25 protein-coding genes and 1 tRNA gene are annotated in these 26,143 nt (G+C 35.4%); 12 read left to right on the top strand and 14 right to left on the bottom strand.

Features of this window, described 5'->3' with window-relative positions; translation table 11 throughout:
• The 6 genes from uvrA to LF845_RS02885 all read right to left on the bottom strand — a co-directional run bounded on the left by uvrA (window position 1) and on the right by LF845_RS02885 (window position 8,582).
• Window positions 1-2,808 carry an excinuclease ABC subunit UvrA gene (gene uvrA, locus LF845_RS02860; RefSeq protein WP_242819487.1) on the bottom strand — a complete coding sequence of 936 codons (2,808 nt, stop codon included), beginning with the start codon at window positions 2,806-2,808 and terminating at the stop codon, window positions 1-3.
• Window positions 2,792-4,327 (bottom strand): DUF342 domain-containing protein, encoded by a 1,536-nt coding sequence (locus LF845_RS02865; protein ID WP_242819488.1) that lies wholly within the window; start codon window positions 4,325-4,327, stop codon window positions 2,792-2,794. The genes uvrA and LF845_RS02865 overlap by 17 nt, the downstream gene beginning before the upstream one ends.
• Window positions 4,320-5,462: a GAF domain-containing sensor histidine kinase gene (locus tag LF845_RS02870; RefSeq protein ID WP_242819489.1), complete on the bottom strand. Its 1,143-nt coding sequence runs from the start codon at window positions 5,460-5,462 to the stop codon at window positions 4,320-4,322. Before LF845_RS02870 ends, LF845_RS02865 begins: the two co-directional genes overlap by 8 nt.
• A complete protein-coding gene (gene mqnC, locus LF845_RS02875) occupies window positions 5,463-6,503 on the bottom strand; it encodes a cyclic dehypoxanthinyl futalosine synthase (RefSeq protein ID WP_242819490.1) in 1,041 nt (346 codons plus the stop codon).
• A complete protein-coding gene (locus LF845_RS02880; RefSeq protein ID WP_242819491.1) occupies window positions 6,484-7,170 on the bottom strand; it encodes a metal-dependent hydrolase in 687 nt (228 codons plus the stop codon). Before LF845_RS02880 ends, mqnC begins: the two co-directional genes overlap by 20 nt.
• Window positions 7,171-7,277: 107 nt before the next feature.
• On the bottom strand, window positions 7,278-8,582 hold the full coding sequence (locus tag LF845_RS02885; protein WP_242819492.1) for a pyridoxal phosphate-dependent aminotransferase: 1,305 nt from the start codon (window positions 8,580-8,582) through the stop codon (window positions 7,278-7,280).
• 189 nt (window positions 8,583-8,771) lie between these two features.
• Between LF845_RS02885 and LF845_RS02890 the strand changes: the two genes are divergently transcribed.
• The 9 genes from LF845_RS02890 to fsa all read left to right on the top strand — a co-directional run bounded on the left by LF845_RS02890 (window position 8,772) and on the right by fsa (window position 15,343).
• Window positions 8,772-10,487, top strand: a complete 1,716-nt coding sequence (locus LF845_RS02890) for a proline--tRNA ligase (RefSeq protein WP_242819493.1) — start codon at window positions 8,772-8,774, stop codon at window positions 10,485-10,487.
• A complete protein-coding gene (locus tag LF845_RS02895; RefSeq protein ID WP_242819494.1) occupies window positions 10,487-11,428 on the top strand; it encodes a M23 family metallopeptidase in 942 nt (313 codons plus the stop codon). Before LF845_RS02890 ends, LF845_RS02895 begins: the two co-directional genes overlap by 1 nt.
• 92 nt (window positions 11,429-11,520) lie before the next feature.
• On the top strand, window positions 11,521-11,655 hold the full coding sequence (gene rpmH / locus LF845_RS02900; protein ID WP_242819514.1) for a 50S ribosomal protein L34: 135 nt from the start codon (window positions 11,521-11,523) through the stop codon (window positions 11,653-11,655).
• A 9-nt stretch (window positions 11,656-11,664) separates the two neighbouring features.
• Entirely contained in the window at window positions 11,665-12,018 is a 354-nt protein-coding gene (gene rnpA / locus LF845_RS02905) for a ribonuclease P protein component (RefSeq protein ID WP_242819495.1), read from the top strand.
• On the top strand, window positions 11,960-12,199 hold the full coding sequence (gene yidD / locus LF845_RS02910) for a membrane protein insertion efficiency factor YidD (RefSeq protein ID WP_242819496.1): 240 nt from the start codon (window positions 11,960-11,962) through the stop codon (window positions 12,197-12,199). The genes rnpA and yidD overlap by 59 nt, the downstream gene beginning before the upstream one ends.
• A 60-nt stretch (window positions 12,200-12,259) precedes the next feature.
• The gene (gene yidC / locus LF845_RS02915; RefSeq protein ID WP_242819497.1) at window positions 12,260-13,783 is read left to right on the top strand and encodes a membrane protein insertase YidC; all 1,524 of its coding nucleotides are present in this window, start codon (window positions 12,260-12,262) and stop codon (window positions 13,781-13,783) included.
• A gap of 7 nt (window positions 13,784-13,790) precedes the next feature.
• Entirely contained in the window at window positions 13,791-14,441 is a 651-nt protein-coding gene (locus LF845_RS02920) for a Jag N-terminal domain-containing protein (RefSeq protein ID WP_242819498.1), read from the top strand.
• Window position 14,442: 1 nt separating this feature from the next.
• A complete protein-coding gene (locus LF845_RS02925) occupies window positions 14,443-14,697 on the top strand; it encodes a hypothetical protein (RefSeq protein WP_242819499.1) in 255 nt (84 codons plus the stop codon).
• Between the two features lies 1 nt (window position 14,698).
• Window positions 14,699-15,343 carry a fructose-6-phosphate aldolase gene (gene fsa, locus LF845_RS02930; RefSeq protein WP_242819500.1) on the top strand — a complete coding sequence of 215 codons (645 nt, stop codon included), beginning with the start codon at window positions 14,699-14,701 and terminating at the stop codon, window positions 15,341-15,343.
• Between the two features lie 28 nt (window positions 15,344-15,371).
• On the opposite strand, the gene LF845_RS02935 is transcribed toward fsa, so the two are convergent.
• The 8 genes from LF845_RS02935 to LF845_RS02970 all read right to left on the bottom strand — a co-directional run bounded on the left by LF845_RS02935 (window position 15,372) and on the right by LF845_RS02970 (window position 23,212).
• Entirely contained in the window at window positions 15,372-16,157 is a 786-nt protein-coding gene (locus LF845_RS02935) for an alkaline phosphatase family protein (protein WP_242819501.1), read from the bottom strand.
• 11 nt (window positions 16,158-16,168) lie between these two features.
• Complete coding sequence (locus LF845_RS02940) at window positions 16,169-17,695, bottom strand: ATP-binding protein (RefSeq protein ID WP_242819502.1); 1,527 nt, start codon at window positions 17,693-17,695, stop codon at window positions 16,169-16,171.
• Window positions 17,692-18,378 (bottom strand): response regulator transcription factor, encoded by a 687-nt coding sequence (locus tag LF845_RS02945; RefSeq protein ID WP_242819503.1) that lies wholly within the window; start codon window positions 18,376-18,378, stop codon window positions 17,692-17,694. The genes LF845_RS02940 and LF845_RS02945 overlap by 4 nt, the downstream gene beginning before the upstream one ends.
• A gap of 116 nt (window positions 18,379-18,494) precedes the next feature.
• Window positions 18,495-19,295, bottom strand: coding sequence for a 4Fe-4S binding protein (locus LF845_RS02950; RefSeq protein WP_242819504.1), 801 nt, complete (start codon window positions 19,293-19,295; stop codon window positions 18,495-18,497).
• Complete coding sequence (locus LF845_RS02955; RefSeq protein ID WP_242819505.1) at window positions 19,285-20,058, bottom strand: 4Fe-4S dicluster domain-containing protein; 774 nt, start codon at window positions 20,056-20,058, stop codon at window positions 19,285-19,287. The genes LF845_RS02950 and LF845_RS02955 overlap by 11 nt, the downstream gene beginning before the upstream one ends.
• Window positions 20,055-20,363, bottom strand: coding sequence for a chaperone NapD (locus LF845_RS02960; RefSeq protein ID WP_242819506.1), 309 nt, complete (start codon window positions 20,361-20,363; stop codon window positions 20,055-20,057). Before LF845_RS02960 ends, LF845_RS02955 begins: the two co-directional genes overlap by 4 nt.
• Window positions 20,364-20,408: 45 nt before the next feature.
• A complete protein-coding gene (locus tag LF845_RS02965) occupies window positions 20,409-22,796 on the bottom strand; it encodes a molybdopterin oxidoreductase family protein (protein WP_242819507.1) in 2,388 nt (795 codons plus the stop codon).
• 11 nt (window positions 22,797-22,807) lie between these two features.
• Window positions 22,808-23,212: a cytochrome c3 family protein gene (locus LF845_RS02970; RefSeq protein ID WP_242819508.1), complete on the bottom strand. Its 405-nt coding sequence runs from the start codon at window positions 23,210-23,212 to the stop codon at window positions 22,808-22,810.
• A 189-nt stretch (window positions 23,213-23,401) separates the two neighbouring features.
• On the opposite strand from LF845_RS02970, the gene LF845_RS02975 reads away from it, so the two are divergent.
• The 3 genes from LF845_RS02975 (at window position 23,402) to LF845_RS02985 (ending at window position 25,757) form a co-directional block, all read left to right on the top strand.
• Window positions 23,402-24,991: a multiheme c-type cytochrome gene (locus LF845_RS02975; protein WP_242819509.1), complete on the top strand. Its 1,590-nt coding sequence runs from the start codon at window positions 23,402-23,404 to the stop codon at window positions 24,989-24,991.
• Window positions 24,992-25,073: 82 nt separating this feature from the next.
• Window positions 25,074-25,595: a SurA N-terminal domain-containing protein gene (locus LF845_RS02980; RefSeq protein ID WP_242819510.1), complete on the top strand. Its 522-nt coding sequence runs from the start codon at window positions 25,074-25,076 to the stop codon at window positions 25,593-25,595.
• Window positions 25,596-25,669: 74 nt separating this feature from the next.
• Window positions 25,670-25,757: transfer RNA gene (locus tag LF845_RS02985), tRNA-Leu, on the top strand.
• Window positions 25,758-26,143 lie beyond the last annotated feature (386 nt).

The raw sequence follows: 26,143 nt of genomic DNA on the forward strand, positions 1-26,143 counted from the left end.
TTAAATTTTATCCTTCAAATATTTACCTGTGTAAGATTCTTTACATCTTACACAATCTTCAGGTGTCCCTGTAAAAATTACTTCGCCACCCTTTTCTCCACCTTCAGGTCCCAAGTCTATTATATAGTCTGCACATTTTATTACGTCAAGGTTATGTTCGATAATAACTACCGAATTACCGCTATCTGTTAATCTCTTAAAAATATTTATTAGTTTGTTTACATCGTCAAAATGAAGTCCCGTTGTAGGCTCATCAAATATATAGAGAGTTTTTCCGGTTGAACGTTTCATAAGCTCTTTAGCAAGCTTTATTCTTTGAGCTTCACCACCTGAAAGTGTGGTAGCAGCCTGTCCAAGCTTAATATAGCCAAGCCCAACATCCTTTAAAACCTCAAGTTTGTTGACAAGTTTCGGAATATTCTCAAAAAACTCACAAGCCTGATTTACTGTCATATCCAAAACGTCAGCAATATTTTTCCCTTTATATTTTATATCAAGTGTGTCCCTATTATACCTCTTCCCTTCGCAAACATCACATTTTACATACATATCAGGCAAAAAGTGCATCTCAATTTTTATATAACCTTCACCCTGACAGTTTTCACATCTGCCACCTTTTACATTAAAGCTAAACCTTCCTGGTTTATACCCCCTTAACTTAGCTTCGGGAAGAATTGAAAAAATCTCCCTTATGTCATTAAAAATAGATGTATAAGTAGCAGGATTTGACCTCGGAGTCCTTCCTATTGGGGATTGATCAATATCTATCACCTTATCAATATGCTCCACACCTATTATATCTTTGTGTTCACCAGGCTTCTGTGTACCGAAGCCTAACCTTCTTTTAACCCCCTGATAAAAAACATCCATTATTAATGTGGATTTCCCTGAGCCACTGACACCTGTAACACAAGTCATAACTTCAAGTGGTATTTTTACATCTATATTTTTTAAATTATTGGCGCAAGCACCCACAACCTCTATATATTTTGATGGTTTTTTTCTTTCAGGTGAATACGTTATCCTTTTCCTGCCAAAAAGGTAATCTGCGGTAAGTGAATTCGTGGCACTCTTTAAACCCTCAACATCACCCGCATATACGACCTCACCACCTTTTCTGCCGGCAAAAGGTCCCATATCGATAATAAAGTCAGACTGTAAAATAGTATCCTCATCGTGCTCCACAACAATCAGTGTATTACCGATATCCCTCAGCCCCTTTAATGTACTGATTAATCTATCGTTATCCCTCTGATGAAGGCCAATGCTTGGTTCATCAAGCACATACAGTACACCTGTTAGTCCCGACCCTACCTGGGTGGCAAGTCTAATTCTCTGAGATTCCCCTCCGCTCAATGTAGAAGCTTTTCTATCGAGGGTAATATAATCAAGCCCCACATCAATTAAAAACCTTAATCGTCTTTTTATTTCTCTCAGTATTTTTTCTGCAACCTCTGCCTTAAACCCTGTAAAGTTAATCGTCTCAACAAACTCTAGAGCATTTTTAATATTCATTTTTGAAAATTCAGCTATATTCAACCCGCCAACTTTCACTGCAAGACTACTTCTTTTTAGCCTCAACCCATCACATAAATCGCAAGGCATCTCAGACATAAAACTCTTTGCATACTCTACATCACTATATTTGTTTGAGTGCAATTTTTCCTTTAAGTAGCCAATTACACCGTTAAATTTACTCCTAAACTTTACTTTCTTCTCCCCTTTAAAAGTAAACATCTCAAGCTCTTCATCTACCCCATTTAACAAAATATCAATTTTCGAATTTTCAAGGTTTTTTACCGGGGTATTCAGATCTATGTTGTATTTTTCTGATAATGCCAAAAGGGTGGAATAAAAATGAAAGTTATCAAAATGTGCCCAAGGTTTTATAGCTCCATCCCTAATACTTAACTCTTTGTCGGGAATAATGGCTTCCGGGTCAAAAACCAACTTCTCTCCAAGTCCGTCACACCTTGGACAAGCTCCATATGGATTATTAAAAGAGAATGTCCTTGGCTCTATTTCAGAAAAACTTATGTTACAATCTATACAGGCAAATTTCTCACTGAAAAGCTGCTCATAAGTATCAGTTTTTATATTTACCAATCCATCAGATAACCTTAATGCCGTCTCAACGGAATCTGTCAATCTTCTAACTATTTCACTTTTAACTTTAATTCTGTCAACCACCACACTAATATCGTGCTTAACATTCTTATCCAAAACAATATCTTCATCAAGCCTCTTAAGCTCACCATCGACATAGCATCTGACATAACCTTCTTTTAAAAGGTTTTTAAATAATTGACGATACTCCCCTTTTTTCCCTATAATTATTGGCGATAGTATTTCTATCTTCTCGCCGTCAGGGAGCTGCATTACTGCATCAACTATCTGTTGAACGGTAAATTTTGTTATAAGTTTATCACATGAAGGGCAATAAACATCTCCAACCCGTGCATATAACAACCTCAAGTAATCATGGATTTCAGTAATAGTCCCAACCGTAGATCTCGGATTTTTGCTTATTGATTTCTGCTCTATACTGATTGCGGGGGAAAGATACTCAATAGAATCTACGTCAGGTTTTTCCATCAACTCAAGAAACTGTCTTGCATAAGCGGAAAGGGACTCTACATATCTCCTCTGACCCTCCGCATAAAGGGTGTCAAAAGCAAGAGTCGATTTCCCAGAACCACTGACACCTGTGATAACAACCAACTTGTTCTTTGGGATATCTACATTTATATTTTTTAGATTGTGTTGCCTTGCCCCTCTTACCAGAATAAAATTATTGCTCAAAATCATCAACCTCTTTTAAACTAATCCAACCTATATCTTCATATTTTGGCTCTAAAAAGAATAATACCGATTCCAACCTTTCTTTTATCTTCAATTTTCTATCATACATCTGAATTACAGTCCCTTCATAAACAACATCTTTTACTCTTATCTTCGGTTTTTTGTATCTCATCTTATTTCTCAACTGCTCAATATCTTTTACTATTTCATCCCTCTTTATCAGCAAGTCCCTTTTGTATTCCAATAGTTTTATTATTTTTGGATTGGAAACGATAGCTTGGGATTTCAAATCTACCTTTGAAAGTGCCTCACCTGCCTTTTCCAAAGCTTGATTAATTTTTTCAAGATACTCCTCTTTTTCGCCTAACGTAGCTTCAAATGTATAGTCTTCTCCCACCCTGACGGTAAAATTGGAGACCCCTCTTGCCCCAAGGGTCATACACTCTATCTCACTGTAAGCCTGAACATATCCACCTGCTATAACACCCCTATTTTCCACTGCCCAAACTTTACCCTTGCTATATATATTGCTGTTATAGCTATATTTTTTTATATAGATATCCCCTTCACAATATATATTTGCTTCCTCAATGTATCCGCCCACAAATTCTTTTTTTGCTTTAAAAAGGTTTTTCCCTTTCCCTTTTATGCCACCTTTAATTTCAATTCTCTCACCCGCTACAATGGTGCAATCATCACATATACCGTCAACAATAACATCCTTTTTAGCTTCAATTCTAAAACCGTATAGCACATCACCAGTCACATAAACAGTCCCATTAAAATTGATATTCCCCACTCGATAATCCACATCTTTAACTTTATAAAGAGGGTAAACAGCCAACTTATTATTTTTAAAATCCACATAACCGTCAATTTCAGCAAAATATTTAAAGTTTTCTTCCCTTACACCCTCTAATATTGTTATTTCAATATCTTTTCCCTCTTTTGGAGAAATCTCAACCCCTTTAACGGTAACTCCTGGCACACCCTTTGTGGGGGGTCTTTTTGTAATTAAAAGTTCGCCCTCTTTCACATTGATAATATTAGTTATATCTCTATAATCAACTTTTTCATTATACTTTATCTCTTTTTTTTCAATCTTTTCCTCATAATGTTTTACAAGTTTTGCATCTTTACCATCTATAGGTTCGACGCCAACAGCTATCTTTACATTTTCAACTATATTTCCAAACTCTGCAATAGTGATACTTTCCTTTATAGATTCCCTTTTTAGACCTGTCTTTATACCAAGAGCTTCCAATTCACTGTAAATCTCTTCAATATTTACCTTCTTCCCTTGATTGACAGGGGGATACAAAGATAAATAAGCACGCATAACATCGTCACTTATTTTTATTCTAAAAACACCGGGGATATCTCTACTGACGTTTATTTCCGCCTTATATTGCTCATCCGATTCCGAGATGACAAATTCATCATTTTTCAGATGATAAACATCTCGCAAAATTCTAAGAAAGTCATCCTTTGTGGTTTTTGATACAATTCCTATAATATCAGACAATAGGTATCCTCACTGTAAACTTAGTATATTTATTCTCTTCTGACTCAACAGTTATAACTCCTTTATGAGCCTGAACAATCTCTTTTACTACCGCAAGCCCTAAACCTGTACCTTTCATCTTGCCGGAAGTAAAAAATGGGTCAAATATCTTGTCAATATTTTCTTTTTTTATCCCTTTCCCGTCATCAATCAGCTCAAATATCAGGTCTCCATCTTTTTTCTTAACATCTAATCCAATATTACCATTTTCTCCTACTGCTTCAATAGAATTATTAATAAGATTAAAAAATACCCTAAAAAGTTTTTCTTTGTCACACTCAAATTCGATATCTTCTTCAAAAGTCACTTCAAATTTTATAGGTGTCAAATTGGTAAGAATATCGGCATGTTTTTTTATCTCATTCAGGAAATCGCTCAACCTAACTCTACTCTTTCTAAGATTTATCTGTTTGTTAGCAAAGTCAAGAATATCAAGAGTCAGACCATGAATAAGCTTTACTTCGGTGCAAATAGAGTCAATATAAAGCTTTATTTCGGACTCCCCTTCCATCTCTATTTCCATAAGCTCGATATAACTTTGAACAATTTGGAGCAGATTTTTAATATCGTGCGCAATAGAGCTTGTGAATTTTCCAATCACCTTCAAGTGCTCTGTTTTCTTCTTCTCCTCATACAAGGAGAATCTGTTAATGGCAAGTGCACATTGTGAAGCAATATACCCTGCTATTTTCACATCAGTATTATTAAAGAAATCATTCTCTTTATCTGTCAAGTTCAAGACACCTATAACCTTATCCCTAACTTTAAGTGGAAATGAAAGGTAAGATTTAGCCTTGTACCCTAACTCATCCTCGCAGGAAGACTCATTGTTTACTATAACAGGCTTACCACTCATGGCGACTCGTCCGCTTATCCCTTCGCCAATAGGAATCTCTATCTCTTTAAAGTTCACGGGAAGATTTGTTGCGGCAATTATTTTTAGCTTATTGTCATCAATAAGCATCAAAGACACTCTTTTCACGTTTAGAAATTTTTCCGTAATATTTAGGATTTGAGGAATAAGCTCATCTGTTTCAAAAATGGTATTCATTATTTCGGAAATTTCTACAAGTATATCAAAAATATCTTTCTTCAATTAAAATTCCCTCAGTATGTTGTATTGCATATCCCTTTGTGCTGCTTTAAAACCTGCTTTTTCAATGTTGTTAACAATCTCTTCGACCGTTATGCTGTATGTCGCTCCACAAGCAGCTACCACATTTTCCTCAATCATCAAACTTCCAAAATCATTACCACCAAAAAACAGACCAATTTGCCCTATCTTTGGCCCTTGAGTTACCCAAGATACCTGAATATTACCTATGTTATACAGAAAAATCCTTGATAACGCCAATATTTTCAAATATTCCGTTGCAGTAACGACCTCGCCACCAAGCTCAGTGTTGTGTGGCTGAAAAGGCCACGGGATAAATGCCGTAAAGCCACCTGTTTCCTCTTGCAAGCTTCTAATCTTCTCCATATGCTCTAAAATATATTCAATACTGTCACCCTTTTTAAACATCATCGTGGCTGTCGTTTTGAGTCCAAGATTATGAGCTACCCTCATAACATTAAGCCATTTCTCAGAGTTAATTTTGTTAGGGCTGATTCTTGCTCTTTCACTATCGACTAAAAGCTCGGCACCGCCTCCGGGAATAGAGTCAAGCCCTTTATCAATCAATCTTTTCAAAACATCTTCTACGCTTAGATTACTTATCTCAGCAATATGGTAAATTTCAGGCGGTGAAAAACCGTGTATCCAGATATCGTACCTATCCTTAATCTTTTTTAAGAGATTTTCATAATAATCTATCTTAAGATTCTTATTTAAACCCCCTTGAATTAAGATTTGAGTCCCTTTGAGCTCTATAGTCTCATCTATTTTTTTAAACAACTCTTCATCAGAAATAATATAAGCATCACTATCTGTTTCATCTCTGTAAAATCCACAAAATTTGCATCTGCAAGAGCATATGTTTGTATAATTTATATTCCTATCTATCACAAATGTTACCGTATTCTCAGGATGAAGCCCTTTTCTAATCTCATTAGCCTCATTGCCAATACTTAAAAGGTCTGTAGAATTATAAAGCTCAATAGCCTCTTCTTTGGAAATTTTATATTTCAATCGATTCATCGACATCAAGGCAAACCCCTTTTACCCCTTTATTTTCTGACTCTTTTAAAAAACTATCTACGTCTGCATTTATAACAGGCCAAGTATTAAAATGCATAGGTATTACTAACTTCGGTCTTAACATATCAATTGCACATAACGCATCTTTTGTATCCATTGTAAAGTGCCCGCCAATAGGGAGCAAAGCAATATCTATATTGTATAAATCTCCTATAAGTTTCATATCCCCAAACAGTGCAGTATCACCTGCAAAATATATTGTCTTTCCAAAAAAGTTAATAATAAACCCTGCAGGAACCCCACCGTTTATAACCGACTCTCCATCCGGTATACTTGAGGAATGAACTGCCATGACCATTTTTACATATCCGAATTCGGTTCTTAGCTGGCCACCTATATTCATAGGCACAAGATTGTTTAACCCCTTTGAAGTTAGATAATTTGAAATCTCAAAAACAGATATTACCTTTGAATTGTATTTTAATGCCAGTTCAACCGTGTCACCTAAATGATCTCTGTGACCGTGACTTACTAAGATATAGTCGGCTTTTACATCGTAATTTAACCCTGTCCTCAAAGGGTTCTCTTTTAGAAAAGGATCTATTAACACACTGAGATTATCTTGCGAAAACAAAAAAGCGGAATGACCGAGAAAAGTTACCTTCATAAATAACCTCTTTATTAATGAAAACTCATTATATGTCAAAACTTATTAAATTTAAAGGCTTTTTCAAAGTTTTGTAAAGAAAAAGGGGCACAAATATGCCCCTTAAATTATTTTGTAGATTCTACGTATTCTACTATCGCTTTTGCCAACACCTTCATATTTGCTTCAAACTTATCAACATCTTTCTCAAGAAGCGTCATCCTAAAACCGGGCAAGCTTGTAAAAAAAGATGTAAGAGGCACAACACATATCCCTGTTGAGCCAAGCAGGTAATAGACAAATCGCTTATCAAGCTCGATGTTATCACCAGTAATCTTTTCTACAAATTCCCTCACGTTATTATCTTCTATTTTCAAGTATTGCTTATTATTCAATACCGCCTCATTAAAGGCAACAGTCATATAAAACGCGCCATTCGTTCTATTGACAATAGTATAAGGCACGTCTTTTAAAATATTGTAAGCAATATTTGAAAGCTTTTCGTAATGAACTACCCTCTCTTTGAGGTAATTATCATAATCGGGATGGGACATAAGCTTTGGAATCGCCATCTGAGGAAGAGTAGTAGAGCATACCTCCGCCATTTTTTGGTTTAAAATCGCATTAACCAGCCTTTTAAAAGCAGGGTCTTTATCTGCATTGTATACCTCAATCCATCCGCATCTTGCTCCGGGCCAAGGACACTCTTTTGAAATACCCTTCATACTCATTCCCGGCACATCCCCAATAATCTCACACAATGAAACTGTTTTCTGCCCGTTGTATGTCATATTGTTATAAATCTCATCAAATATAAGAAACAAATCATACTTTTTTGCTATCTCAACGATTTTTCTCAAAGTCTCTTCCGGATACACAAAACCGGTAGGATTATCAGGATTAATAACCAAAATACCCACTATGGAGTTATGACTTTTAACCTTTCTTTCAAGCTCGTTCATGTCAGGATGCCAATTATTATAAGGATTCATCTTGTATGTATTTGGAGGGAAAGATGCATGAAGCACCTCTGCAAGCAAATGCGTAGAATATGTTGGTTCAGGCATGATAACCCTCGCATCAACTCTCATTGAACTATAACTTCTCGCTATAGCGTCCCCCAAACCATTGAAGAATATAATATCTTCAGGAGTTATCTGTACTCCACCTTTTTTATTAACCTGCTGAGCAAGAAACTCTCTTGTAGCTAAAACCCCTTTTGTAGGTGAATATGCAAATGATAAATCCTCATCAACCACTTCTTTTATAATATCTTTCATCCAGACAGGTATTTTCTCCCCTTTAATTACAGGGTCTCCAATATTTTCAAAATAAACCTGCCTGCCACTTTTCATCAGCTCTTCTGCGACCCTTACTATATTCCTAATCTCATAAGTTAAACCGCTACCGCTTTTAGCAATATCAAATCTCATAATTTACCTTCCCAAAAAGTAATATTAGCCCTTTTAAATTCAGCTATATAATACACTTTTAAGAAAAAATCAGTAAAAATTTATAATTTTCCTAAAGATATTAAAATTTAATTGATAAAATTAAAAAAAGCTGTTAATTTAAAGAGTTAAATAATATGTTAAAATTGTAAAAACATTTTGGGGTAATAAATGAGATTGTCACAATATTATATACCAACACTGAGAGAAACACCTTCTGATGCTGAAGTTATAAGCCATAAGCTGATGCTGCGAGCGGGGATGATAAAAAAAGCTGCAGCAGGGATTTATTCTTATCTCCCCTTAGGTTTAAGAGTTATCAAAAAAGTAGAAAATATCGTAAGAAAATATATGAATGAGGCGGGTGCCATTGAAACCCTCATGCCGGCAGTTGTTCCTGCAGAGTTGTGGAAAGAATCAGGCAGATGGTTTGTTTATGGAAAAGAGCTGCTGAGGATTAAAGACAGGCATGACAGGGAATTTTGTTTTGGTCCCACGCACGAAGAGGTAATTACCGACATTGTTCGCAATGATATTAAATCATACAAACAACTTCCGATAAACCTTTACCAAATTCAGACAAAATTTAGAGATGAAATCAGACCTCGTTTTGGACTTATGAGAGGTAGAGAATTTATAATGAAGGATGCATATTCATTTGACGTGGACAATGATGGGGCAGAAATCAGCTACAATAAAATGAAAGAAGCATATTGCAAGATTTTTGAGGCCTGTGGTTTAGAATACCGCATGGTTGATGCGGACAGCGGAGCAATCGGAGGCTCATTTTCCCACGAATTTATGGTACTGGCTGACACTGGAGAAGATTTTGTAATTTCATGTGATAACTGCTCATACTCTGCAAATATTGAAAAAGCAGTCGTTGTTGATATCCCAATTGAAAATAATGAACAATTTGCAGAAATCGAAAAAAAATATACCCCCAAGCAAAAAACGGTGGAAGATGTTGCAAACTTTTTAAATTTACCTTCAAGCAAAATTGTCAAGACAATGATATTAAAAGTGGATGAAGAAATTGTAGCAGTTATGGTTCGTGGTGACCATGAGCTTAATCTTCCAAAGGTTAAAAACTTTTTAAGTGGCTCAACAATAGAATTTGCCGGGAAAGATGATATAGAACATGTATCAAACGGACCTATCGGATATTCAGGTCCCATAGGGCTTAAATGTAAAATTTATGCTGACAATGCTATTAAATACTTAAAAAATTACGTTGTTGGCGGAAATGAAAAAGATTTGCATTTACTAAATGTAAACCATGATAGAGATTTTAAGGTAGATGAGTTCGGAGACTTCAGGAATGCAACCCCTGGTGATATTTGTCCTGAATGCCATAAGGGTAAATTTCAGATAACCAAAGGGATAGAGGTAGGTCATATATTTAAGCTTGGTACCAAATATTCTGACAGCATGAATTGTGTGTTTTTGGATAAAGATGGAAAGCCAAAACCTATGGTCATGGGGTGTTACGGGATAGGGATAGGCAGGACTGCTGCTGCTTCAATAGAGCAAAACCATGATGAAAAAGGGATAATATGGCCTGTACAACTTGCCCCATTTGAAATTGTAGTTGTACCCGTAAATACAAATGATGATGAAGTAATAAAAACTGCCGATAATATTTATAGCTCTCTATTAAATAAAGGTGTCGACGCTTGTATAGATGACAGAAATGAAAGGGCTGGCGTTAAGTTTAACGATGCTGACCTTATTGGATACCCTTTAAGAATTAATGTAGGCAAAAAAACTCTTGCGGAAGGTTGCGTAGAAATATATATCAGAAAGACCGGTGAGCTTATAAAGGTCAAAGCTGAAGAAGCATGCGATAAAGCATCTGAAATATTAGAGGAGCTTAAAATTAAGTGATGAAAGCTAAAAAACCAAAAAAGAATGAAAAACTTTCGATTCTTATTTTTAAAGAGAATGACTATTCAAAAGTCTACAAGAAGAAGGTCAATACCTCAGTAATAAAATATACTTTATACTCCTTGGCAATATTCTTTATCGTATCTTCAGTATCATTCTACTTTCTGTTTAATCTTTATTCTGAAAGGGAGCAAATGCTTACCTATGGAAAAGAGAATGAACTATTAAAATTAAAAATAGCTGAATATAGAAACCAAATAGACAAAATTAATGAAAAAATAGTTTATCTTGACCAATTGGAAAATAAAGTAAGAAACCTTTCAAAAGTAGTCGCTGAATCGGATACTCAGCTTGCAATAGGCGGAAAAGAAGTTGACCTGTCAAAAGATTTGTCAGCAGTTTCTAAGAGAAAAGAAAAACAATATTTTGAAGACCTGAATGAAACGCTCGCTTCTTTATCAACCAAATTACAAGAAAGGGAAAACAGCCTTTCAGAATTGGTTGATATGCTTGAAGAACAAAGACTTTTTTACTTGTCTACCCCCTCAATCTTACCTGTAAACGGGTGGATATCAAGTAAATTCGGCTACAGGATATCCCCTTTTACTAACAGGAGGGTATTTCACGAAGGGGTAGATATAGCATCTATGTATGGAAGTGACATAAAAGCTACTGCAAACGGACTTGTCATTTTTGCAGGCTATAAACCGGGCTACGGAAATATGGTATCAATAGATCATGGATTTGGCTTTGTAACAAGGTATGGTCATAACAGCAAACTTTTGGTGAAGGTTGGAGACAGAGTTAGCAAAGGTGACGTAATTGCCAAAGTGGGAAGCTCCGGTAAAAGTACCGGCCCTCACTGTCATTACGAAGTTTTGGTTAACGGAGTACCGGTTAATCCGCTTAAGTTTGTAGCAGAGCTTGAAGAACAAAAATAACAAATTTGTCACATTTTGTTGACAAAACTTTACCTTGTATATATAATCTCGTTCCTTGTTTATAATTAAGTGGAGGTATTACTATGGCTCAAATGCGCACGATGAAAAAACCTAGCAATATTAAAAGAAAGCGCACTCATGGTTTTAGAGCTAGGATGAAAACTCGCGGTGGCAGACTTGTATTAAAAAGAAGAAGAGCTAAGGGCAGAAAAAGATTAGCTATCTAATTTTATATTATGGACCTGTCTTTTAAAAAGGCAGAAAAGCTTAGAAAAAATAGTGAATTTTTAAAAGTTTACAGGCAGGGGAAAAAGCACTACGGACGGTATCTTTTAATATATGTAGTTTTTAAAAGTGAGTATCTCCGCAAAGCTGGTTTTGTTGTCAGCAAGAAAGTCAGCAAAAAAGCGGTAATACGAAATAGATTAAAAAGACAATTAAGAGAGATATACCGGATTAATAAGCATATCCTGCCTGAAAACGTCTCTATTATTACGATAGCTAAACCTGATATACTTAAGGCTGATTATAATGAAATTCGCGAAGACTATCTCGAATTACTTAAAAAAATTTCTGATTCTGACAATTGATTTTTATAGTTATGCAATTTCACCTTTTTTAGGAAGAAATTGCAGATACCATCCCTCTTGCTCTCAATATGCAAAAGAAGCCATCGCAAAAAAAGGGGTTGTAAAAGGGCTGATAATGTCCGCATATCGTATTTTACGTTGTAATCCCTTTAGTAAGGGAGGATTTGACCCGGTCAAATGAGAATTCACACACAAATAACACAAACTACTTTATCAAAATTCTGTTGGAGGAATTATATTTATGGATAAGAGGACTTTACTTGCCGTAGTACTCAGTATGGCTGTATTAATGATTTTTCAATTTATTTACAAACCTGCACCTGTGGTTGTTGACAACACTACTGCTGACAATGTAGCCACCGCTAATAAAACTAACTCAAAAAACTTAGAACCTGACGTCGTAGAGACTCAAACTAAACCTGTTGAAACCTCACAGGAAACTATTGTTAAAAACTTTGAGGTGGAGACAGATAATCTGATAGTTTATTTTAATGAAAATACAGGTAATATAAATAGCGTAAAAATTAAAAATTTTGCACACGCCGGTATATCCCCGCAATTTCAAGCTGAAAAAGGGGACTATTTAAAAATTAACACACTCAATGTAAAACCATCAAACAGAAAAGTATATGACAATGGTGGTAAAAAGATTATAGAATTTAACTACGAAAAAGATAACGTTGTTGTCTCAAGACAATATATTATAGACGAATCTTATTTGATAACTGTAAAAGAGTCTTTAGCAAATATATCAGACAGCTCTATAAAATTACCTTATGATGTGGCGATAGGACCAGGATTAGGTCAAGGTTTTGTAGATAGCAAATATTTATTTTCAGGCCCATTAGCTTACGATGGTAAAAAGGTTAAACAGCAAAAACCTAATAAAATAGATAAAGATATCGAAGTAAAGGATGCTGAGTGGCTTGGGTACACTTCCAAATACTTTGCATTAATAAAAGTCAACAAGGATGTAAAAAATGCAATCTTTCAAAAATATAATGATTCTGCCATAGTTAAAAGCAGTGCTGAAGTAATACTAAACCCGAAATCTAAAGATGAAAAAAGTTTCATACTCTTTGTGGGACCTAAGAAATATGATTTGCTCTCATCTTACGGTTATGATTTGGAAAAAAGTATCGACTTTGGTGTATTCTCTTTCCTTGCCATCCCAATGTTAAAAGTTATGAACATCTTTTACGGAGCAACCAAAAATTATGGATGGGCAATAATACTTTTGACAATAATAATTAAAATCATTACCTACCCTTTAACATACAAGAGTATGGCGTCTATGAAAAAAATGAAAGATTTACAACCTAAGATGACTGAAATTAAGGAAAAATTTAAGGGCGATGCACAAAAGATGAATGCTGCTATGATGGAGTTATATAAAAAACACGGTGTAAATCCTATGGGCGGATGCTTGCCAATGCTTATTCAGATTCCAATTTTCTTTGCTCTTTACAAAGCATTATTAGTCTCTATCGAATTAAAGGGTGCTCCTTTTATTTTTTGGCTTGCAGACTTATCAGAAAAAGACCCATATTACATAACGCCAATTTTAATGGGTGCTTCTATGTTTTTCCAACAGAAACTAACACCTGCCGCTGGCGATCCGATTCAGCAGAAACTATTTCTTTTTATGCCCGTTATTTTTACTTTTATGTTTTTGAACTTCCCTTCAGGGCTAGTAATCTACTGGTTAACAAACAATATTTTATCAATCGGGCAACAAATTATTATTAACAAAAAAACTGCGTGAGGTATGTATGAAGTACTTTGAAATAGAAGCTCAGTCAATCGATGAAGCTATAGATAAAGTTGTAAGTGAGCAGAAATATCCAAGAGAGTTTATTGAAGCAGAGGTAATAGAGGAAGGCTCAAAAGGTTTTTTGGGTATAGGCAGAAAAAACGGACTATATAAGATTAAAGTCAATGATTATGAATATTTGAAAAGAAAAATCAAATTAACTTTGACCGAAATACTTGAAAAAATGGATATTCATAATTTTAGGGTTGAAATTATTGAAGACTACCCGACCTGTAAATTTAACATAATCTCAGAAGACTCTAACATATTAATTGGCAAGACTGCTCAAACCTTAAATGCACTTCAACATATAATAGATAAGATTTTTAACCTGGAAGATGAAAGCGACAAACAATTTATCTTGGACGTAGAAAATTATAGAGACAGAATTCTGACTTATCTTAAAGAAAAAGCCACTTCTCTTGCTGCAAATGTATTAAGGACCGGAAAGCCGGCTAAAATGCCTCCTATGGTGACAATGATTAGAAAAGAGATTCATATGTCGGTAAAAGAAATTAAAGGTGTTAAAACAGAAAGTTACGGTAACGGAGACATAAAAACTCTTTACATTGTCCCAGAAAAAGGTAAAAAGAAGAGAGAGAGAAGATAATATGATTATTAAATTTCTATTAACTGCATTCCTCATTTATATTACCTTTACCCTTTTTAGAAACAGTAAAAAGCTGTCCGGTGATAAAAAGGATGAAATAGCAGCTACCCCCGTTGAGCTTGTCAAAGATCCTATTTGTGAAACCTTTGTTGAAATGGAAACTCCCTATAAGGTAAAATTGTATGACAATATATATTATTTTTGCTCAGAAGAGTGCAGAGACAAATTTATAGCCAAAAATAAAAAGGAAGGTTAGTATGCAAATTTTTTTAGATACTGCAAATATAGAAGAGATAAAAGAGATTAGCTCTCTTGGAATATTAGATGGTGTTACAACCAACCCAAGTCTGATAGCCAAAGAGAAAAAAGATTTCAAATCTACAATAAAGGCCATTTGTGATATAGTCAAAGGTCCTGTCAGTGCTGAAGTTATTGCAACAGATTATGAAGGGATGATAACTGAAGCTGAAGAGCTTGTAAAGATAAGTGAATATGTTGTTGTAAAAATCCCTTTCACTTTGGACGGGCTTAAGGCTACAAGATATTTATCTGACAAAGATATCCCCGTGAATATGACCCTTATTTTTTCTCCGAATCAAGCCGTCCTTGCCTGTAAGGCTGGAGCAAGATATATCAGTCCATTTGTTGGAAGACTTGATGACATAGGGCATGACGGGATGGAGCTTGCTATCCAGTGCCAGGATATTGTTGATACATACGGATATGAAACAGAAGTAATTGCAGCAAGCGTCAGACATCCGGAACACGTATTAAAAATTATGGAAAACGGCATTGATATAGCGACACTTCCACACAAAGTTGTAATGCAAATGCTGAAACACCCGCTTACTGATATTGGGATTGAGAAATTCCTTTCCGATTGGAAAAATGCAAATAAATAATTTAAGGGAGCGTTTTTAGCTCCCTTTTTTATTTCAAATATAAACCTTCTACAATCTTTTTTAAATTCTCTATCGGCCTTGCATCTACACTAACTTTTGTAATCTTTTCTTCACTTGAATAGATAATAACAGGTCTTTTAAAATCTTCCTTGTGATTTGAACCATGAATTTTATCATGCCCCGCATGGTCAGATGTAATAACAAGAAGATAAGGCTTACTATTTTCAAGTTTTTTAAATAGATATCCAAGCATTTCATCAATAAAGTTAAACTCTTCCATATACTCTTTTGACATCCACCCGCTCTCAGGCCCTACAAAATCAAGACCGCTTACGTGTAAAAAAATAAATTGTTTTTCATTTGGATTTAAAAATTTTACTGTTTCCTCAATAGCGTTATCTCTTGAATATTTTTCATAATCCACATAACTGTCTGCAAGAAAACCAAGCTTTGGCTTGCTGTAAATAAAAGCCGTCCCGTAACCTGATTTCTTTGCTGTCAAAAAAAGTGTTGGCTTTTCAATCTTTTTATCCCCCTTCTTCCACACATTATCAGTTTTCCCGTTTTGCTGAGGAGTAAGCCCTGTAATCATAGATGTATGTGCAATCAATGTTTTTGGCGGAATTGTACTTTTGCCGTCAGGTATGTACAAACCATTTTTTATATATTTAAAAATATTTGGACAATTAACTTCCGTAACAGCATCAGGGTGCAAAGCATCTATAGATATTATTACAATCTTGTCAAACTGTCCGCTAATTGCCGATAAATTAAAAGAAAAAATTAGTACAATTATTGAATAAATTATTTTCACACTATCCTCCCTTATTTATTGTAAAGAGTAATTGTGAATACCGTATATTTACCAAAAATAGATTCAACCTTCAATTTTCCACCCATCTTTTCGACAACCCTGTAAGCAATTGACAATCCTAACCCGGTTCCTGATATCCTCTTCTTGACATTTTCAGAGCGATAAAATCTTTGAAAAATTTTATCTTTCTCGTCATCTTTAATACCTACCCCTGTGTCATACACACTTATGATAGTTTTATCACCCTCGCACTTTGCAGATATTTCTATCTTCCCAAAATCAATATTATATTTTATCGCGTTAGATATAAGATTATTTAAAACATGGTCAAAAAAATCTTCATCTACCACAATAAATAAATCTTCAGGGATATCTATTTTTACCCTTATATTTTTTTTAGATATTTCATCATTATAAAAATTAATCCATTTAATAACCATATTACGTAATAAAATATTTTCCTTTTTAAACTCAAAAGTTGCATATTCAAGTTTTGTTAAAATCAGAAAATGATTAAACAGTCTATTTAAATATCCGGCATTTCTTACAATTACCTTTTTGGCTGTTTCTTCAACCTCTTCATCGTTTTTAGTCCTTAATAAAATATCGCTGTATGAAATAATTTTGGTCAAAGGTGTCCTTATCTCATGAGCAAGGGAATCAATTACATCGGATTTGAATTTATTAGACTTGAGAAGCTCCTGGTTTTTTATAACAAGCTCATCATGTATTTTTATGTATTCTGAAATTGCCTCTTTCAATTTTATCTTGAGATTTTCTTCATTTTTTATAATTTGGTTATACATTTTATTGAATGCTTCAGACAATTCCTGAATCTCATCACCGGTATTAAACACGGGAATTGCTATACTTTTATTATTAATAATCCCCTTTGCGCTGAGACTTAGTCTTTTTAAGTATTTTAAAATCAACGTATGAAGCAAAACAATTATACCGATAAGCAAAGATGTAAACATTATAAATGCTGTAGTATAAAAAAGCCTGTTATTTGCCTTTATAGATTGTTCAATCTCTTTGAGAGGGATAAAAATAGATATCCCCCCTCTAAAGTCCCCTACCTTATACCCTTGATAATCGTGACAAGTCAAACATGACTCATTTATAAAAAGGGGAGCCATATATCTGTAAACTTTTCCAACCTTTTTATCATACGTAACATCCTCATACTCTTTGACACCATTTCTAAAGAGCTTAATTGCTCCTTTCTCAAAATCATCAGGTGCATTTTCAGGATTAACCAAAATATCACTGGTTATGTGAAACCGAAAATTTGTCATTTTATTGGCATATTTTGAAAGCTCTTTAGTAGCAACCGCGGGGACAGGCTCAATCCTATCTCTGTTTTCTGCAACCCACTGTCTTGTAATTATAATCATGTCAAAAAGTGTCTTAGCCTGAATCTTTGCTTGTTCAAAAATTATATTTCTTTGATGGTTCCATATAATTAATAAAATTGGAGAAAGGGTAAATATCATTATAATTGTTAAAAATAAGATTAGTTTTGCTGAAAGTTTCATTTATCTATTTTATAGCCTACACCGGAAATTGTTTTAATAATGTCCGGGATGAACTTTGAAAGTTTATTTCTGATATGCTGAATATGAACATCAAGACTTCTCGACCATTTATAAAGTGTGTTTGTCCCCCAAAGCTCTTTGATAATCTGCTCTCGACTAACAATTTGCCCTACACTTTTCAATAAATAAACAAGCACATCAAACTCTTTTGGAGTAAAGTCTATCTTTTTATCCTTAAATGTGGCTTCTCTGCTCTTTAAATCGATAAGAAGACCTTTGTAAGTAATGGTATCTTGAGAATCTTCACTACCGTTTGTACAACACCTTCTCATAATCGCCTTTACTCTTGCAAGAAACTCCATATTCTCAAACGGCTTTGTAATATAATCATCTGCACCATATTCAAAACACAAAACCTTTGCAGTTACATTCTCTTTTGCCGATAAAATAATTATAGGCACATCCGATTCTTTCCTTAAAATCTTGCACAAATGCTCTCCATCAAGGTCAGGCAGCCCCAAATCAAGAATAACAAGTGTAAATTTATTTTTTTTGAAAAGTTCAAGCCCTCCAAATGCAGTCGTGCTACTTACTACACTAAATCCTTCGCTTGACAGCAGAAGTTTTAACAGTTGAACTATCTCAATATCATCATCAATTATAAGTATCTTACACTCATTCATATCAATAATTATTACACTAAAAAATTATCAAATCAACACTTTTACTATTATTCTTTATTTATTTTGTTACTAAGACATCACCCACAAAATTTTAAATTAAAAACTTGAAATAAGAACTACTTTATAAAATATTTTAATGTTGGCCTTTTATGGTTATCTGGGCAATTATCAATGCAATCCCCACAATTATTGCATGCAATACTCTGCCCATCCTCCATAGGATTAATAGCCATAGGGCAAACTTTGATACAACTTAGGCACATTGAGCAGTCTTCATTAATTTTCTTCACGTTCAACATTCTTTTAAGCCCCAAGACAGACAAAAAGCTCCCCGTAGGGCAAAAGTAACGACACCAAAATTTGTAATAAAAAAACTCCATTACTATTAAAAACAGAATAAAAACTATTTCAAAAGTGACATAACCGAACTTTACCATAACAAGTGCCTGGGATGAAATAATCCCCGGAGCTGAAATAAGATTCAAAAGTGGTATTCCGGCAATTCCCATAACAAATAATCCAAACAATAAAAAGGAAAGCCTTAATACATTTGTTTTGTAAAGATGTTCTTTTGCATATTTAGGCTTATTAGATTTTAAACGCAACTTTTTTCTTAAACCTTCTATCATCTCTGTAATAAAGTAGTAGGGGCACATGTAACTGCACCAAATTCTTCCGAATATCAAAAGAAGCATAATAGGAATTATAATCGAGGCAAGCATTGTCAGAGTAAAAGATTTTGATGCAACAATAGCCTGGAAAACTGCCAACGGGTCAGCCATTGCAATGCTGCCTACATCGATAGAATAAAATGTCCCTTTGATAAAATAAATCTCAAATATATTCAAAACAGGCACAATAAACATTAGTAAAAAAACAAAAATCTGTATACTTCGCCTGATGCTCTTAATCTTCATTAGTTTCCCAACCTTCAATAGACGCATTTATATCAAAATCGTACTTAAACTCTTTCTTCTTACCAAACGTAGAAATACCCTGCTTGCGCTCTATTAACTTTTCCCCCTTTAAAATATCTCTATACTCTTTAGGATTAGATTTTAGTACTTTTGACCTTCTGTAATAATATCCTGCATCCTTTACGTCCCCCATACCTGTAGGTATAACATTTATAGCCTTCCCGTCTTTTGTTTTAACAGGGCATTTCTCCACACATATCCCACACCCAACACATTTTTCCGTAACTACAGGGAGTATATATTTTTCCATTACTATTGCTTCGTCTGTAAATGGACATACGTTGTAACAAGTGCTGCAAATCTGTGCCTTACCTGTTACTTTTCCTGTCTCCTCTTCTTTGTAATACTGGAAATTTAGGCACTCTTTCTGATTTATTACAGCCTTGCCGATACTTACTTTTTCAGGATTAATAAGATTATTATTTAAAGCTCCTGTAGGACAAACTTCGGGACATTTCATGCAAAGATAACAAGCTCTTTCCTCTACAAAAATATATGGCGTTCCAATCTGTAATTTTTCAAAAAGGTCAGCCCTTTTTATGCTGTCATATGGACAAACTTCTATGCACCTTGCACATCTAATGCAAAGCTCCATAAACATCTTCTCAGCCACAGCACCGGGTGGTCTAAGCCTATTCTGCTTAAAAAAACCTTTAAACGGATTATTAGACAAAAACTTTTGAAGAGTCTCTTTTAAACTCATATTTTAATCTTTTTTTTATCCTTAAATCTAAACACTTCAGGCGTAACCTCACCCTTTTCAATCTTTTCTACTGCTTCTTCAAAGTTGCAGTAGTGATGCCCTATATCTATTATCTCATCATGACTTTTAAGCTCTTCACATATTTTTTCAAGCTCCTTTTCCCCCTCAACTTCAAACACAACGATTATCCTTCTTCTATCTTCAGTTATAGAATATACCTCAATCTCTTTATATCCTCTTAATATTGATAATGCTTTTTCTGCCATATCATCAATTATATTTACAACACTACCAACTATTAGCATAAGCTACTCCTTACATTTGAAAAGCCCCTAAAAAGGGGCTCTTCTTTAACTGTATGCAGAATTAATATCTGTAATAACAACCTTATCTTCTATTTTAACAGGCCCTGATACCCTCTGAATCCTTACTGCTGCAATTTTAAATTCAGGCTCTTTTGAACCCGGGTCAACTGCATCATTGCACACAAAGTTAATCATTCGATCAAAAGCCTGATCATGCCATGGCACAAAAAGTATTCCAGGCATTGAAGTTTTAGTAACTACAGCAGGCAATACGGACTTACCTCGTTTGCTTTCAACAAGCACCATATCACCTGTAACAATATTGTATTTTGAGGCATCCGCAGGGTGAATCTCAACATAACCGTTAGGATGAGCCCTTGCAATTTCTGGAATCCTCATAGTCATAGTCCCTGTATGCCACTGCTCTATCACCCTACCGGTTGTAAGGTAAAATGGGTATTGGGCATCAGGCACTTCAGCAGCTTCCTTGTAAGGTCTAAGCCATATATTTGCCTTACCTTCATTTTTGCTATCCATGTAAAAATATACTTTTGCATCACTTGGAATTTGCTTGCCAAATTTTGCCAAAAACCCTTTATGATCAAACATTGGGTCCATCCCTCTGACATATCTCTTATATGTGCCGGGGTGGTCAACAGACGGACAAGGCCACTGAATCCCTGCAGGTTCTCTTTTTAATCTATCGTATGTCGCACCGTAAAGAGTATGGTCAGTATCTTTGGTAACCCTTGTATACTCTGTCCAAGCCATTTCATTAGCCTTCATTGAGTCATCCATATTCCATGGGATTAACTTCTCAAGCCCCATCCTTTTCGCTATTTGAGCTGCAATCCATATGTCAGGCTTTGCTTCAAAAGGTGGTTCAACACATTTTTCCGTAAGTTGACTTCTCCTTTCGCTACAGCCAAACACACCACCTTTTTCATAAATGAATGCAGCAGGTAGCACTACATCAGCAAGCTGTGTAGTCCTTGTAGGGAAAATATCAATAACTACAAGAAAAGCATCTTTCATCCCTTTTACATATTTATTTAAGTTAGGTAAGGACTGAGCCGGATTTGTAGTGGAAGTAAGCATTGCCTTTATAGGTTTGTTCGGGTCATCTTCGCCACCCAAAGAATCAAACATCTTCATTGTGTGAAATCCCGGTTTAGGATCGATTGTCCCCGGAGCAATACCCCACTCTTTTTCTACATGAGCACGCCACTTGTCATTAGTTACCGGCTTGGTACCAGGAAGAAGGTGACAGAGAGTTCCAGTTTCCCTTACACCGCCACATGCATTTGGCTGTCCTGTAAGGGAAAATGAATCTGCACCAGGCTTACAAATGTTTCCTGTAATAAGATGAAGGTTGTGAATAAGATTGTTAGCCCAAACACCTCTTGTCCTCTGGTTAAGCCCCATTGTCCAAAGGGTCATAGAAGCACCGCTTGTAGCAAACCATTCTGCAGCTTTTCTAATATTTTCAGCAGGACACCTTGTCAGCTTTTCAACAGACTCGGGGTCAAATTGCTCAACAAATTCAGCATATTTTTCAAAGCTATAAGTATTTTTGCCATCAGTAACCCTTGTATTTTTGTCAATAAATGCCTTGTCCACCCAGTTATTTTTAATAATTTCTCTGGCCATACTGTGAAATACCGCCAAATCGGTACCCGGGTCCACAGGCAACCAAAGGTCGGCAATTTTTGCAGTATTTGTTTTTCTCGGTTCACAAACGATTATTTTTACACCGGGATTATCAAGCTTTCTTCTCATAATCCTTCTAAATATAATTGGGTGACACTCACTTGTGTTTGAACCAACAAGAAAAATACAATTTGCTTGCTCAATATCCGCATAGCTTCCCACAGGCTCATCTGAGCCAAATGTAGTAATATATCCGCCTACGGCACTTGCCATACAAAGTCTCGGATTACCTTCAACCATATTGCTGCCAAAGCCACCTTTCCAGAGCTTATTAAATGTATAGCTCTCTTCTGTCAAACACTGACCTGAGCCGTAATAAGCTACAGCATCTTTTCCATACTTTTCATGAAAGTATTTAAATTTACTCGCCACATAATCGAGAGCTTCATCCCAGCTTGCTCTTTTAAACTTACCATCTGCTTGCCTTATCATCGGGTATTTTAATCTATCAGGATGGTTCATTACCTTATATGCCAAAAAGCCTTTTACACATAAAAAGCCAAAATTTGTTTTTGCTTTCGGATTACCTTTTATAGATACAACTTTACCATCTTTAACACCCACATATACACCGCAACCTGTACCGCAGAATCTGCAGGCACCTTTTACCCATTTATCTACATCACCTTCCGCATAACTTCTTTTAGGAACTGACACACCTATTGCAGCAGCAGTTGCAGCAGCCGCTGAAGCTTTTATAAACTGTCTTCTTGAAATATTCATAATAATCCCTCCTATCTATACTGCTGAACTTTATGAATTGTAAAATTATGAGCAATATGGCATGTGCTGCAGCTTAAATCTTTAGCAATATTCTTATCAAACTGATCTGAATGACAACCCCTGCAGGTTTCGTTTTTAGGTTTTGCCTGAAAATTTGCCTCATCACCATGACATACTTGACATTTAACCCCTGTAAAGCCATGTGCACTTTGCTCCCACTGCTCAGTCACCTCTGTAGTCAAGTCTTTGTGACACTGAAGGCAATCAAGATTCTCCATACTTCCAGGATGTCCACTTTCAGTTTTTTCAATCCCTGCCGTTTGACCCACTTTCTTTTCTGCTTTCATAGTGCAGCCTACTAATGAAATCGCTACCAGAGCTACAACTATCAATGAAAAAATTAAGCCTTTTTTCATATCAATACCTCCGCATTATTTGTAGTTATAGGATATCAATAAACTTGTAAAAGGATTGTAAATCTTGGATAAGTTAGTGTAAATTTAGTAAAGATTATTATTAACAACATTTTCATTATTTTTATTTCTTTTACAGAACATTAACAAGATAGCTGATATATTCTGAACAACTTTAAAAGGAGGTATTGTATGAAGAAGTTAGTTTTTATTTTCGCTGCACTTGCATTGACAGCATTTTCTGCAAGTGCCCTAACTGTCAAAGGTGTACAGGTTGATGCAGACAGCGCAAAATGTATTACCTGTCACGAAGAGACTCATGCCGCACCAAAAGTTTCAGATCAGTGGGCTGAAAGTGCTCACGCCAAAAATGGTATCGGCTGTCTTTCATGTCACGCGGCTGAAAAGGATGATTTTGACGCTATGGACCACTACGGTCAATTTGTAGCTCAACATCCAACTCCTAAAGACTGTGCTCAGTGCCATGAAAAAGAAGTTGAGGAAAACACCAAAAGCAAGCACGTTTATCCTTTCTGGCTGTATGCAAGTGCTGACAGAGCAGTTTTCGAACCAATAGTTGGCACAAAGCAAGGCTGCGAAGCGTGCCACAACATTTCTGCTATGTGGCCAGACGGCAGTATTGGCGAATGTGATGTTTGTCACTCAAAACACACATTTAGTATCGAACAGGCAAGAAACCCCAACACATGCGGTGAGTGTCACTTAGGTCCAGACCACCCTCAGAAAGAAATCTACTTTGAATCAAAACACGGTAATATCTTCCTTTCTAAAGGTAAACACTGGAACTTGGATTACAATTCATCTGAACAAGATACCATACCTATTGAAGCACCTGTTTGTACAACATGCCATATGGATGCTGCACCAGGGGTGGAAGCTACACATAATGTGAGCGCAAGACTTGCCTGGGAAGCACAAGCACCATGGAGCTACAGAACTATCTGGTTTGAAGAAGAGCTTGGCGACTGGTCTAAAAAAGAGGAAAGGATGAAGACTGTTTGTAAGTCTTGCCATGCTCCAAGCTTCATTGAAGATCATTTTTTAACTTATGACCTGGTAAACTTGCAATACAATGAAATCAGAAGACAATTCGTATATTGGACAAAATTATACGAAAGCAAAGGTTTAATCAAACCACTTAAAGATAAAACACTTGAAGGCAAAGAAAAACAATACTCAAATACCGTACTTAATGCAAGCTGGTATACAACTGCAAGTGAATTGATGTACAACTCATGGCACCATGAAGGTAGACGTTTTAGAATGGGTTCTGCTATGCAGGCAGCTGACTATGTTCAGTGGCATGGTATATGGGAACTTCAGCATAACCTTCAAGAAATGATTGCTTGGGGTGCAGAACATGGTGTAGAAGAAGCTAAAAAAATTTATGAAAGTGACAGCCCAACAAAATTCTTCCCGTATCCAATCTATGATATCCCTGGCAGCATTTATTCTATAGTTACAGCTGAACAATACAACGTACCAGCACTATATCAAATCATCCCTAACTATTGGGAAAAAGTTAAAGCTAATGTCGAATATGCGTATAAAGAAGGATTTTTAACTAAAGCCAAGTTTGACAGGTGGATGGAAAGGTATAACAATAAAGATAAATACCTTGGTAAAGAATTCCCACCACATCCACTATTTAAAGAATACGATGAAAGAAGGAAAAAAGAGCTAGTAGGTGGCGACTCAGCTTTAAGTAAAGTCCTTAAACTAAAGCTTCCTTCTCCAGCACCATTTTATGACAAAAAGTAATATTTAGGGGGGCTATTGCCCCCTCTTTCACTGAGATTTGCAACTTGCAGGTTTCAGTTAAAGAAAATAATCGGAGGATAATATGAAAAAGCTTTTAGGGGTAATATTTTTAATTGTAACATTTGCAAGTATTGTTGCATTTGCGCAGTTTGGCTCAAGTGAGAAAGGTAAAGTAGTGGCAGTCATTGATGGTAATGAAATTAAATTAAGTGACCTAACCAATTATGTTGATACACTATTAGGTGAAAAGTACAAAAAGATGCTTGAGACAGAAGACGGAATAAAACAAATCGCAGATTACTATATAACCAGAAAAGTTATATTAGATTATGCCAAAGAGACTATTAAAGCTGATGACAAACTTCTAAAAAGTCATAGCGGTGGAAGTACGGATAAAGATACTATGCTTATTACCGCTGTACTAAAAAAAGAGGTACAAGATAAAATTGAAATCGAAAAAGATGAACTTGAAAAATTTATGAAAGAATCGCAAATCACAGACAGGACTGCAGCCTTGGCTAAACTTGAGGCAATGAAAAGAGCAGAGATTTTCAATAAATTTATAACTGAGCTAAAAGGAAAACATTCTATAAAATTCATGTAACATTTTCTCTTTTAAGTTGACAAAGTAGAGAGATTTTTATATAAGTCTCTCTACTTCTTTTCTTTTAGGAAATTGCCCGGGTGGTGGAATTGGTAGACACGAGGGACTTAAAATCCCTTGGGCGTTTAGCCTGTGCCGGTTCGATTCCGGCCTCGGGCACCATCTCATAATTTCTTGTCTTTCCAATAAAGTTTATAAACACTTTAGCCATAAGCCTCATTTCCTCTAAAATATATTAATTCCTCATTTGAAGGGTTTTTTATCTTACTTGGTTGTAGATAAATACTACAGCCCTTGAGGGGGATTTCAATGATACAATTAATTGTACACTAACAAAAAGAACAATCCATAAATATGCCGTTTATAAAAATTTGTTCTCTCACGATTTTTCTTTTGTCAACTTTCAAGGAAATAAACATAGAAAGGCTTAAAATGTCCGAACAAAAATAATACAGGCATTTTTTACTTGACTTTATTGACCATAACCCTTAAATTATTAAGTGTTACAGATATTATTTTCAAGTAAAGGATATTTTGTTATGAAACAT

The sequence above is a fragment of the Deferrivibrio essentukiensis genome (assembly GCF_020480685.1).
Classification (GTDB): Bacteria; Chrysiogenota; Deferribacteres; order Deferribacterales; family Deferrivibrionaceae; genus Deferrivibrio; species Deferrivibrio essentukiensis.

Bases quoted from the DNA above. Each gene is read 5' to 3' on its own strand.
- uvrA (WP_242819487.1), bottom strand. From the start codon at position 2,808: ATGATTTTGAGCAATAATTTTATTCTGGTAAGAGGGGCAAGGCAACAC.
- mqnC (WP_242819490.1), bottom strand. From the start codon at position 6,503: ATGAATCGATTGAAATATAAAATTTCCAAAGAAGAGGCTATTGAGCTT.
- LF845_RS02880 (WP_242819491.1), bottom strand. From the start codon at position 7,170: ATGAAGGTAACTTTTCTCGGTCATTCCGCTTTTTTGTTTTCGCAAGAT.
- LF845_RS02885 (WP_242819492.1), bottom strand. From the start codon at position 8,582: ATGAGATTTGATATTGCTAAAAGCGGTAGCGGTTTAACTTATGAGATT.
- LF845_RS02890 (WP_242819493.1), top strand. From the start codon at position 8,772: ATGAGATTGTCACAATATTATATACCAACACTGAGAGAAACACCTTCT.
- LF845_RS02895 (WP_242819494.1), top strand. From the start codon at position 10,487: ATGAAAGCTAAAAAACCAAAAAAGAATGAAAAACTTTCGATTCTTATT.
- rpmH (WP_242819514.1), top strand. From the start codon at position 11,521: ATGCGCACGATGAAAAAACCTAGCAATATTAAAAGAAAGCGCACTCAT.
- rnpA (WP_242819495.1), top strand. From the start codon at position 11,665: ATGGACCTGTCTTTTAAAAAGGCAGAAAAGCTTAGAAAAAATAGTGAA.
- yidD (WP_242819496.1), top strand. From the start codon at position 11,960: ATGAAATTCGCGAAGACTATCTCGAATTACTTAAAAAAATTTCTGATT.
- yidC (WP_242819497.1), top strand. From the start codon at position 12,260: ATGGATAAGAGGACTTTACTTGCCGTAGTACTCAGTATGGCTGTATTA.
- LF845_RS02920 (WP_242819498.1), top strand. From the start codon at position 13,791: ATGAAGTACTTTGAAATAGAAGCTCAGTCAATCGATGAAGCTATAGAT.
- LF845_RS02925 (WP_242819499.1), top strand. From the start codon at position 14,443: ATGATTATTAAATTTCTATTAACTGCATTCCTCATTTATATTACCTTT.
- fsa (WP_242819500.1), top strand. From the start codon at position 14,699: ATGCAAATTTTTTTAGATACTGCAAATATAGAAGAGATAAAAGAGATT.
- LF845_RS02940 (WP_242819502.1), bottom strand. From the start codon at position 17,695: ATGAAACTTTCAGCAAAACTAATCTTATTTTTAACAATTATAATGATA.
- LF845_RS02945 (WP_242819503.1), bottom strand. From the start codon at position 18,378: ATGAATGAGTGTAAGATACTTATAATTGATGATGATATTGAGATAGTT.
- LF845_RS02950 (WP_242819504.1), bottom strand. From the start codon at position 19,295: ATGAAGATTAAGAGCATCAGGCGAAGTATACAGATTTTTGTTTTTTTA.
- LF845_RS02955 (WP_242819505.1), bottom strand. From the start codon at position 20,058: ATGAGTTTAAAAGAGACTCTTCAAAAGTTTTTGTCTAATAATCCGTTT.
- LF845_RS02960 (WP_242819506.1), bottom strand. From the start codon at position 20,363: ATGCTAATAGTTGGTAGTGTTGTAAATATAATTGATGATATGGCAGAA.
- LF845_RS02965 (WP_242819507.1), bottom strand. From the start codon at position 22,796: ATGAATATTTCAAGAAGACAGTTTATAAAAGCTTCAGCGGCTGCTGCA.
- LF845_RS02970 (WP_242819508.1), bottom strand. From the start codon at position 23,212: ATGAAAAAAGGCTTAATTTTTTCATTGATAGTTGTAGCTCTGGTAGCG.
- LF845_RS02975 (WP_242819509.1), top strand. From the start codon at position 23,402: ATGAAGAAGTTAGTTTTTATTTTCGCTGCACTTGCATTGACAGCATTT.
- LF845_RS02980 (WP_242819510.1), top strand. From the start codon at position 25,074: ATGAAAAAGCTTTTAGGGGTAATATTTTTAATTGTAACATTTGCAAGT.